The organism is Tardiphaga sp., from assembly GCF_044340795.1.
GTDB lineage: Bacteria > Pseudomonadota > Alphaproteobacteria > Rhizobiales > Xanthobacteraceae > Tardiphaga.
Genome location: NZ_JBIISY010000203.1, coordinates 1 through 10694, shown reverse-complemented (window position 1 = coordinate 10694; position 10694 = coordinate 1). Strand labels below are relative to the sequence as shown.

At 63.7% G+C, this 10694-nt stretch carries 9 protein-coding genes and 1 pseudogene; 4 read left to right on the top strand and 6 right to left on the bottom strand.

The window, feature by feature from the left end:
- Positions 1 to 82: 82 nt before the first annotated feature.
- The 3 genes and pseudogenes from ACIQ17_RS25340 to ACIQ17_RS25330 all read right to left on the bottom strand — a co-directional run.
- Positions 83 to 1339: pseudogene (locus ACIQ17_RS25340) on the bottom strand (ATP-binding protein); the annotation flags it as partial.
- A gap of 109 nt (positions 1340 to 1448) precedes the next feature.
- Positions 1449 to 2333: a tRNA glutamyl-Q(34) synthetase GluQRS gene (gene gluQRS / locus ACIQ17_RS25335; protein ID WP_398472037.1), complete on the bottom strand. Its 885-nt coding sequence runs from the start codon at positions 2331 to 2333 to the stop codon at positions 1449 to 1451.
- A gap of 125 nt (positions 2334 to 2458) precedes the next feature.
- Positions 2459 to 3046 (bottom strand): L,D-transpeptidase, encoded by a 588-nt coding sequence (locus ACIQ17_RS25330; RefSeq protein ID WP_398472038.1) that lies wholly within the window; start codon positions 3044 to 3046, stop codon positions 2459 to 2461.
- Between the two features lie 397 nt (positions 3047 to 3443).
- Here ACIQ17_RS25330 and ACIQ17_RS25325 point away from each other — a divergent pair, with 397 nt between their 5' ends.
- The 4 genes from ACIQ17_RS25325 (at position 3444) to ACIQ17_RS25310 (ending at position 8163) form a co-directional block, all read left to right on the top strand.
- Positions 3444 to 4331: a cation diffusion facilitator family transporter gene (locus ACIQ17_RS25325; protein WP_398472036.1), complete on the top strand. Its 888-nt coding sequence runs from the start codon at positions 3444 to 3446 to the stop codon at positions 4329 to 4331.
- Between the two features lie 184 nt (positions 4332 to 4515).
- Positions 4516 to 4896, top strand: a complete 381-nt coding sequence (locus ACIQ17_RS25320) for a DUF2946 family protein (RefSeq protein WP_398472035.1) — start codon at positions 4516 to 4518, stop codon at positions 4894 to 4896.
- Between the two features lie 70 nt (positions 4897 to 4966).
- The gene (locus ACIQ17_RS25315; RefSeq protein WP_398472034.1) at positions 4967 to 7159 is read left to right on the top strand and encodes a TonB-dependent receptor family protein; all 2193 of its coding nucleotides are present in this window, start codon (positions 4967 to 4969) and stop codon (positions 7157 to 7159) included.
- 44 nt (positions 7160 to 7203) lie between these two features.
- Entirely contained in the window at positions 7204 to 8163 is a 960-nt protein-coding gene (locus ACIQ17_RS25310) for a DUF1775 domain-containing protein (RefSeq protein WP_398472032.1), read from the top strand.
- A 54-nt stretch (positions 8164 to 8217) separates the two neighbouring features.
- Here ACIQ17_RS25310 and ACIQ17_RS25305 read toward each other — a convergent pair whose 3' ends face one another.
- The 3 genes from ACIQ17_RS25305 to ACIQ17_RS25295 form a co-directional block, all read right to left on the bottom strand.
- Complete coding sequence (locus ACIQ17_RS25305; protein ID WP_398472030.1) at positions 8218 to 8433, bottom strand: hypothetical protein; 216 nt, start codon at positions 8431 to 8433, stop codon at positions 8218 to 8220.
- A gap of 285 nt (positions 8434 to 8718) precedes the next feature.
- Positions 8719 to 9690 carry a S1C family serine protease gene (locus tag ACIQ17_RS25300; protein WP_398472029.1) on the bottom strand — a complete coding sequence of 324 codons (972 nt, stop codon included), beginning with the start codon at positions 9688 to 9690 and terminating at the stop codon, positions 8719 to 8721.
- 89 nt (positions 9691 to 9779) lie between these two features.
- The coding region (locus ACIQ17_RS25295; protein ID WP_398472027.1) for a phospholipase at positions 9780 to 10694 on the bottom strand (915 nt) is incomplete at its 5' end.

Below are 10694 nucleotides of genomic sequence, written 5' to 3'. Positions count from 1 at the left end.
TCGGTGATCATCGCGCTGGTGTTCCTGTATTTCATCTCGGCGATCTTCGTGTTCGGCGGCGCGCTGAATGCGGCCATCATCCGCTCGCGGCTGCCACGCGGCGTTTCGGCGCAAGAAGCGCAGTCGCTAGAGCCCGCGGAGAAACCGGCTTGATCAGGAATTTGTCGGCCCCGGCCTGACGCGCCGCAGCTTCATCCTCGCCGCGGCCCGACACCCCGATGATGGCGATGCGACCATGCGGCCTCTTCAAGGCGCGGATCTGACGGATCGCCTCGACACCGCTGATGTCCGGCAGCACCATATCCATCAACACGGCATCGAACTCGCCTTGCGCGACACGCGCGGCGGCATCCTCGCCGCGGCCGATGAATTCGGCGCGGTGGCCGAGTTCGGTGAGAATGGCATTCAGCACCACGCGGCCGAACGGATTGTCCTCGACGCTGAGGATGCGCAGCGCATCGCTGGCTGCGGCTTCCTCGCCCGACTGCATCATCAATGCGATCTCGCCGCGCACCTGATCGAGGGCGACAGTAAGCGTGAAAGTGGTTCCGCCGCTGCGGCGCTGGGTGGCAATGACATCGCCGCCCATCGCCTTGGCCAGTTGCTTGACCGAGAACAGGCCGAGCCCGGCACCGCCAAAGCGTGCGGCAATGGAGACATTGGCCTGCGAGAATGGCCGGAACAGCTTCTTGGTCTCGGCCAGCGTGAGGCCGATCCCGCTGTCGGACACCGCAAAGGACACGCCGATCTTGCCGGCGATGCGGACGGGCGAGACCTTGAGCGTGACATTGCCGCGCTCGGTGAATTTCACCGCATTGTCGATCAGGTTCTCAAGCGCCGCGCGCAGCCGCACGGGATCGCCGACGGCGAAATTCGTCAGTTTCTCGGAAATGGTGACGGTCGCCTGCAAGCCCTTCGCCGTCGCCCGGCCGGCGAGCGAATCGCCTACGGCGCGCGTCAGCGTGCGCAGGTCGAAGAAATCCTGCCGCAGATCGAGCCCGGCCTTGTGGCTGCGGGCTGCATCGACGAACAGCGTGGCGAGGCCGGCCAAGTGGTCGGCGCCCGCCTTGATCGTTTCGACCCAGCGCCGCTCGCGCTCGGGAAGTTCGGATGTCGCGAGGAGATCGCTGACCGCGAGAATGCCGGTAAGCGGCGTGCGCACCTCGTGGGCAAACATCGCCAGCGCCTGCTCGACCATCACATCGGCGCGCATGGCTGCCGGCGCAATCCGTGGCTTGCGCGCAGCTTTCTTGGCAACGCGCCCCTTCACGGTCTTCGGCTTTGCGATTGTCGTGCTGCGCTTTCGCGGTTTACGCGTTGCGCGCGATGTCAGCGCCATTGGATGCCCACTCGTCCAGTCCAGCATGGCATGAGGGGGCAGGAGAAGTCACGCCACCGGCCCGATCGACATCTGGATAACCTTACCGGGGTCACAGATGTGACTGGGATCATTCTTGTGGCGGCAATCCGACCAGGCGACGGATATCCGCAGGCGTTGCACCTTCCTTGCGCAATTCACGTAAGCCAGTGGATGCGATCGACTTCGCCAGCTTTGCCCCTGTCTCGTCGCGCAACAATGCGTGGTGGCGGTAGACCGGCGCCGGCACGCCAAGCAATGCCTGCAGCAGACGATGAACGCTGGTGGACCAGAACAGGTCCTGACCGCGGACCACATCGGTCACGCCCTGCAAGGCGTCGTCGATGACCACCGAGAGGTGATAGCTGGTGGGCACTTCCTTGCGGGCGAGGATGACATCGCCCCAGGCTGCCGGCTGCGCGGCGACGTCGCCGGTCTCGCCATCCGGCCCGCTCCCCTGCTCGCGCCAGACGAGTGCGCCGACACGCGCGATCGCCCCGGCCATGTCGAGCCGCAGCGCCATCGGCGCGCCTGACCGTTTCAGCTCGGCAACCTCATCCGCGGAGAGCGATCGCGCGGAGCCGGGATAGAGCGGTGCGCCATCGGGATCACGCGGCCACGGACCTTTCGCCTCTTCAGCCGCCACCAGCCGCGCAATCTCGGTCCGACTTTCGAAACTGGGATAGAGCAGCCCCATCGCGGCTAGCCCCGCGCTCGCGGCGATATAGGCATCGAGATGATCGGATTGACGGCGCACGGGCGGTTCCCACACGATGCCGAGCCAGGCCAGATCCTCGTAGATCGCCTGCTCGTAGTCCGGCCGGCATCGCGTGACGTCGATATCCTCGATCCGCAGTAACAGGCGCCCGCCGGCTTGCCGGGCGAGGTCGGCGTTCAGCAGCGCTGAATAGGCGTGGCCGAGATGGAGGTGGCCATTCGGGCTGGGCGCAAAGCGGAAGACGGGGCGTGAACTCATGTCGGATGCATAGCACCGATCAGGGACGCCAGACGAGGACCGTTGCACCCACAAGGTTCTTCAATGCAAAGCGGCAGGTACCGGTTGATACCTGCCGCTTTGATAACGTGGCGCTTGAGCCGCTGTTACGACTCCGCCGCGCGGCCGCCCTGGATGACCACGACGCGGCTGCCGATCTTCACACGGTCGTGGAGATCGATGATGTCCTGGTTCATCAGCCGGATGCAGCCACTGGAGACGGCCTGGCCGATGGTCTCCGGTTCGGTGGTGCCGTGGATGCGAAACATGGTGTCGCGGTCGCCCTGATAGAGATAGAGCGCGCGCGGACCCAGCGGATTGTCGAGGCCGCCGACCATGCCACCGGCGAGATGGCGATAGCGCGCCGGCTCGCGGTTCATCATGTTTTCGGTCGGGCTCCAATGCGGCCACGCCGCTTTGCGCTTGATGGTGGCACTGCCCGCAAAGGCAAGGCCCGCCTTGCCGACACCGATGCCATAGCGCATCGCCTTGCCGTCGCCTTCGACCAGATAGAGATGACGCGCAGCCGTATCGACCACGACGGTGCCGACAGGCTCGCGCGTGCGATAGTCGACGCGCTGGCGCAGCATCGCGGGATCGAGACCGGAGACGTCGATGGCAGGCAGCGTGTGGCCGCCGTCATTCAGTTCCGCATATTTCGACGATGACAGACCGAAACCGACCGGTGCGGCCATCTGGCCGGTGACACAGCCCGCCAGCAGAGCAGGCAACATCAGAAGCGCCGCAAAACGCGGCCAGCGCAATCCACTCAAATCAATCATTCCCATTCCCTGCTGAAACACACCGGTCGCTGCGGCCTGCATCTCATACAGCGCCCACGCCCACATCCGGCTCAAGAGTGTGTCATCGGCGGGTCGAAACGGGCGCATGGTCGCATTTTGCGCACAGCTGTGACGATCGCGCCACAGCGCGGCCGCACGCGTTATCGCGCTCGACGCATGCGACAATGCTTCCCTTGCGCATCATAATGCGAAGCACTTGCAGATACTTGTCGGGACTTGCAACGCCACAGGCGAGCGTCTAGAGCACAGCGCGCCGCCGCCGCGCTTCCATCACGACGAGACTTTTCACATGACAAGCGTTCGCAGTCTTGCGCAAGGCAGCATTGCCGTTGGCTTGCTCGTGCTCGGTCTGAAATACTGGGCCTATCATCTCACTGGCAGCGTTGCCTTGCTGTCGGATGCGATCGAAAGCATCGTCAATGTGGTGACGGCCATCGTCGCCTTTGCGGCGATCAGCTTCAGCGCGAAGCCTGCCGATGACGAACATCCCTACGGGCATCACAAGGCAGAGTATTTTTCGGCGGTGCTCGAAGGCGTGCTGATTGTGCTGGCCGCGCTCCTCATCCTGCGCGAGGCCTATTTCAGCTATCTCGCGCCACGCGTGCTGGATACGCCGTGGCTCGGCCTCGCCGCCAACGGCGCCGCGACGGTTATCAATGGTGGCTGGGCCTGGCTCCTGATCCGGCAGGGCAAGATCAGGCGCTCGCCTGCGCTCGCAGCCGACGGTCATCATCTGTTGACCGATGTGTGGTCATCGGTCGGCGTGCTCGGCGGCGTCATCATCGCCGCGGTCTCGGGCATCGCCATTCTCGATCCGATCATGGCTGCGCTGGTGGCGCTCAACATCCTGTGGGCCGGCTGGGGATTGATGAAGCGATCGCTCAGCGGGCTGATGGACGAAGCGCTGGAGCCGGCGACGCTGGCCATCATCAAGCAGACCATCTCGGCCCATGCCGTGGGCGCCATCGAGGCCCATGACCTGCGTACCCGCCGGGCGGGCAGCATGACTTTCATCGATTTCCATCTCGTGGTGGCAGGAACCACGACCGTGAGCGCCGCGCACGACATCTGCGACAATCTGGAGCAGGCGATCCGCGCCGAGATCGGCGAGGCGCTGATCACGATTCATGTGGAGCCGGACGACAAGGCGAAGCATTCGGGGATCGTGGTGCTTTGAAGCTCCGTCTTCATCCTGAGGGCCGCACAGCGGCGTCTTGAAGGATGGCTGCGAGCTCGGACCCAAGCCATCCCATGGTTCGAGACGACGCTTCGCGCCTCCTCACCATGAGGGATGTCGCATTTGATTTGGCGCCTTTGACAGTTCCCTCCCCCATGCTAACCATGCGGGTGAGGATCGCACCGTGACACATGGATCGCGCAAACGCTGGTTTGGCGCCGTGGCTTCTTTGGCCGCGGTCTATGCGCTCGTCCTCAATGTGGTGCTGTCGAGCCTGTTGCTGGCCTCGATCCCGCCGGCAGCGCAGGCTGCAGCCCTCGAGCTCTGTCTCACCCATCCCGATCTCGCCGCCTCGCCCGACGGCAGCGGCAAGACCACCGCGCCCGCGGTGCATTGCCCGATCTGCGTGGGCACCCACGCGCCGGGCGCGCCGCCATCTGTCGCTACCTTCTCGATTGCGCGCATCGCCATTACGATCGCGCCGGTTGCGACGCCTGACGCGCGTATTGTCGCGGAACGGGCAACGTCCGATCACCGGGCCCGCGCACCGCCGCAGCTGAGCTGACGTCCAACGACGCCTTGCGCCCGCGCATTCGCGCCGGCGCGCTCAGTTCAATCCCGGTGGAGTTCACCTCATGCTATCCGTTTCCATGCGGTTGCGCGGCGCCATGCTCGCATCCGCGGCCACGCTCATCCCGAGTGTGGTGTTTGCCCAATCGGCCCCGTTCACCTCGCTGCCGGCCGTCACCGTCGATGCGCCTGCGCAGCAGCGCGCAACGACGCGCAAGCCGCGGCAGGCCGTTCCGAATGCCCGCGCTGCGCGCAGCGTGGCCGCTCCCACGGCTACGCCGGCAGCCGTTGCTGCGGCTGCGCCCGGTTCCCTCACCGTGCTGACCGCACAGCAGGCCCTGCGCGAGATCCAGCGGACGCCGGGCGGCGTCGCGCTGGTGACCGCAGATCAATGGAAGAACTCGACGCCGTCCAACACCATCAAGGACATTCTCGACTACGTGCCCGGCGTGTTCGCGCAGCCGAAATGGGGCGACGACACGCGGCTGTCGATCCGCGGCTCGAGTCTCTCGCGAAACTTCCATCTGCGCGGCGTGCAGCTCTATATGGACGGCATCCCGATCAACACCGCAGACGGCTATGGCGACTTCCAGGAGATCGATCCGACTGCCTATAAATATGTCGAGGTGTTCAAGGGCGGCAATGCGCTGCGCTTCGGCGCCAATTCGCTGGGCGGCGCCATCAATTTCGTGACGCCCACGGGACGTGATCCGTGGCTCAACGCCGTCTCGCTCGACATGGGCGCGTTCGGCTTCCGTCGCCTGCAGGCCTCGACCGGCGGCGCCAATGGGCCGTGGGACGGATTCGTCACCGCATCCACCCAGTCGGCCGATGGCTATCGCGACCACAGCTACGGCAATGCGACGCGCGTGAGCGGCAATGTCGGTTACCAGTTCTCGCCGGATTTCGAGACGCGCTTCTATCTCAACGCCAACAGCGTGCGACAGCGCATTCCGGGTTCGGTGAGCAAGGAATCGGCGCTGAACACGCCGACCATCGCTGCGGCCAACAACATCACCGGCGACCAGCAGCGCAACATCGATACCATCCGGCTCGCCAACAAGACCACGATCCGGCTCGACGACACCACCATCGATTTCGGCCTGTTTGCGGTCGACCGCCACCTGATGCATCCGATCTTCCAAGTGCTGGACTATCGCTATCAGGACTATGGCGGCTTCGCAAAAGTCACCGATGACCGCATGATCGGCGGCTACCGCAACGTCTTCGTCGCCGGCGTCAATGTCATCAACGGCCGCATCGACAACAACCAGTATGTCAATGTCGCCGGACAGAAGGGCGCGCTGACATCATCATCGATCGATCGCTCGAAGAATACTTCGGTCTATGTGGAGAACTCGCTCTATGTGCTGCCGAGCGTGGCGCTGATCGGCGGCACGCAGTTCCTCTATGCCACCCGCAACCGGCAGGATCGTTTCCTCAGCGACGGCGATCAATCGGGCAAGACGGAGTTCAACCTCTGGAGCCCGAAGGGTGGCGTGCTGTGGAATATCGATCCGACCTGGCAGGCCTATGCAAACATCTCGCGCAGCGCGGAAGCGCCGAGCTTCGGCGAGAGTTCATCGGGCCCGGGCATCCCGACCATCCCCTTCACCAGTATCCGCCCGCAGCGCGCCACGACCTATGAAATCGGCACGCGCGGAAGACGACCGGATCTGACCTGGGAGCTCACGGGCTACCGCGCCAATATCCGGGACGAACTGCAATGCCTCTATAGTGCATTCGGCAACTGCAACGTCACCAATGCGGATCGCACGATCCATCAGGGCATCGAGGCCGGACTTGGCATCGCGGTGCTGAAGGGGATGTTCGACGCGTCGACGCAGCCGGACCGGCTGTGGCTCAACATGGCCTATACGCTGCACGACTTCCGCTTCGACAATGATCCCCTCTACGGCAACAACCTGCTGCCGGGCGCGCCGCGGCACTATCTGCGCGCGGAGCTGCTCTACAAGCATGCCAACGGATTCTATCTCGGCCCCAATGTCGAATGGGTGCCGGAATCCTATTATGTCGACAGCGCAAACACGCTGAAGACCGAGCCTTATGCGCTGCTCGGCCTCAAGGCCGGCATCGACAATGGCGGCACCTACTCCGGCTATATCGAGGCGCGCAACATCCTCGACACCCGCTACATCGCGTCGGCGAGCATTCTCAATCTGGCGACGGCCACCTCACCGCTTTTTGAACCCGGCACCGGCCGCGCCGTCTATGCTGGCATCAAGGCGAGGTGGTGATGATGACGATTCACTTTCAACTGCCATTCGCGAAAGGACACTCCATGATCAACTGCTCCCTGCTGCTCATCGCAGCGCTTGGCACGGCCGCCATGCCTGCCTCCGCTCATGTGTTCGTGCAGAGTGGCACGGCGACGGTCGGCGGCTCCTATCGCGCGGTGCTCGCCGTGCCGCATGGCTGCGGCGCCTCGCCGACGACGAAGATCACCGTGCAGATTCCCGAGGGCATGATCGCCGTGAAGCCGATGCCGAAGGCGGGCTGGCTGATCGAGACCAAGAAGGGTCCTTATGCACAGACCTACGACTTCATGCATGGCATGAAGGCCTCTGAGGGCATCAAGCAGATTACGTGGACCGGCAAGCTCGACAACGACTTCTATGATGAGTTCGTTTTCTCGGCCTATCTGCCGGCATCGCTGAAGGCCGATGCGCCGCTCTATCTGCCGACGCTGCAGACCTGCGAGGACGGCTCCGAGGACTGGGCACAGATCCCGGCCGCGGGGCAGGACTCGCACAGCCTGAAATCACCGGCTCCGGCCGTTCGCCTGGCCGCCTCCTCCAAGGATGCGATGGCGCAGATGGCCGGCATGGTGCATGCGGGCGACCTGATGATCGCGACGCCATGGACGCGCGCCACGCCGCCGGCGGCCAAAGTGGCAGGCGGCTATCTCACCATCACCAATAACGGCAAGAGCAGCGACAAGCTGCTCGGCGGTTCGTTCACCGGCGGCAGCCGCATCGAGGTGCATGAGATGAGCGTGACCGACGGCGTGATGCGGATGCGTCCGCTCAATGACGGGCTCGAGATCAAGCCCGGCGCCACGGTGAAGCTGGAGCCCGGCGGCTATCATCTGATGCTGATGGACCTGAAGAAGCCGCTCACCAAGGGCGACAAGGTGAAGGCACAGCTGCAGTTCGAAAAGGCGGGGAAGGTCGATATCGATCTCGACGTCAATGCCGTCGGCGCATCGGCGCCCGCCGGTGGCGGCGGACACGTTCACTAAGCGAACACAGCAAAGAGAAAGGCTGACGAGGATCGCGCGATTGCGCGGTCCTGATCAGCAGCTGGTGTGATCGCCGACCCGCTGCTGCCACAGCTGCAGCGGCTGATCGACGCGGACCAGCTTCACGGCACCGCAGTGATCACACGAGAACGAACGTGTTTCGAAGCCGTCGAACTGATCGATCGCCTTGAGCTGGATACGCGTGCGGCAGCGATCGCATTTGAGATGGCTGGTGCGGATATTGTCATTGCCGTGCCGACGATGCGACATCTGAACCTCAGTTGGGCGTTGGCGCCCTTCTGGCGACCATGAAGACGAAAGAGCTAATCGCGAAATTTTAGAAACGCGGTCTCAAATACGAATCACAGGATGCGTCGGTTTCAGAGCTTTTATCTTATTTCGATAGCTTGCAACGATAGCTAAAAAACAAGAGGTCACAATCGCTTCATCGCCGCAGCAGGCGGCGGTCAATTGTACCGAAACTGCACGATATCAGATCAATTTGCTACACGACAAAAGGATGATCGTTCGTTTTCGAACAGCTCCCCGACAGCTTCAGTGCAGGCGCGGTGTCTTCATCATGCGGGCGCGATCGGTCGACACGAGTTCCACATCGAAGGTATCACCGCCCCGATAGAGCGTCAGTGGCACGTCGCAGCCGGCAACACCGAGGTCCCAGAGTGCGCGATAGAACTCGGCGGAGTCACGGACCTCCTCGCCATTGACGGCCAGGATGACATCGCCGGTCTTCAGTTCCGCCCGGGCGGCAGGCCCGCGTTTGGCAATCCCGACCACCACGACCTTGTCCTCGACCTCTGCAGCGTACAGCCCCAGCCACGGGCGAGCAGGCTTGTTGACGCGACCGAAGGTACGGAGATCATCGATCACAGGCTTCAGGAGATCGATCGGCACGACCATATTGAGGTGCTCGTTCTGGCCTGCATGCTCGCGCTCGATCTGCAACGAGCCGATGCCGATCAGTTCGCCTTTGCTGTCGATCAGCGCCGCACCGCCCCAGTTCGGATGCGCGGGATGGGTGAAGAAGGCGTCGTCGATGAGATATTCCCAGTAGCCGGCGAATTCCTGCACTGCGACAATCTTGCCCGCCACCGAGCGCGTGCGTCCGCCGGCACCGCCGACCACGATGCGATCGTTGAACCTGGCCGCGCTGGAATTGCCGAGCTTGAGCGGCGTGATGTCGATCTCGCCGAGCGCCTGAACGAGGCCGAAGCCGGTTTCCTGATCGACGCCAAGCACCGTGCCCGGCACAACATTGCCGTCACCGAGATGAATCCAGATCGTCTCGGCTTCGGTGATGAGATAGCCGATGGTGAGGATGAGGCCATCGCCGATCAGCACGCCGTTACCGGCGCGCTCGGTGCCAAGCGTCTCGGCCGTGAAGGCATCGTCGGGAATGATACAATGCAGGCCTACCACCGCATCGAGAGCGCGGTCGAGATCGAAGCCGAAATCTTCGGCGCGCGGCTGCACGCCGGGCGGCACTTTCCATTCGGTCAATGACGGCATCCAAATCTCCTCGTCCGTATCGCCCGCCTCGCGAGCATATAGGAACCGATCGGCGATGCAAAAGTCCGGCGACTGTACCGAATCGCAGTCTAGCCCCGGTTCAGCCAATCGAGCAGCACTGAATTGACCTCGCGCGGATAGCAGTGGCTGAGGTCGTCGAGCTCGCGATAGGTGACGTCAGCGCCCGCGATGGTGAGCGCATCTCGCGCGTCGCGTGCAGTCTGCACCGAAAACATCCAATCGAGACGTCCATGGATGAGATGGATCGGCAGGCCGCGCATACGATCCGCATCGGCAAACTGAGCCATCAGCGGATGGAAGGTGGCAGAGACCGGGGCGAGATGCGTGAAGGGCGAATCCGCACGCAGGCCGCTGACATGGCAGAAGGTGCCGCCATCGCTCATGCCGGTCAGCAGCCGGCGCGACGCGTCGATATTATAGCGCGACTGAACGATATCGAGGATCCCGGCGATATTCGGCGTATCGGCATCGTCCCCCATCAGCGCCCATGTGCCGCCCATGGCTGTCGGCGCGATCAGGATGGCGCCGCGAGCGCGGGCATCGGCGATCCAGCTCCACAGGAAGGCGCGGCCATTGCCGGAGCCGCCATGCAACGCCACCACCAGCGGCCAGACGCGATCCGGCGTGTAATATTCGGGCACATATAACGCGAAACTGCCGCGCGCGCCGGGTTCACCGCCGCCATGGATCACGCCGGTCCCCGCTGCCGCCGGCCGCGCGAGCTGCTCCGCTAACGCGCTATCCTCGCGCAGCTCCTGCGGCAGGAAGAAGCTGCTGACCGGCGGCAGCCGCCCCACCGTCGCATAGAGCGCCTCCTGCGCGCGCGAAGAATGGCGCAGCGCGCGAAATACCATGGTGATATCGCCGCCCGGCTGCTGCGCGGCACGGAGCCCGGCGATGCCGGCGAGAACGGCTTCGCTAGCGACATCGAGATGGTGGCGCAGATCGGCGAAATCGTCCGGCCATTCGCCGAGCGCTGCGCG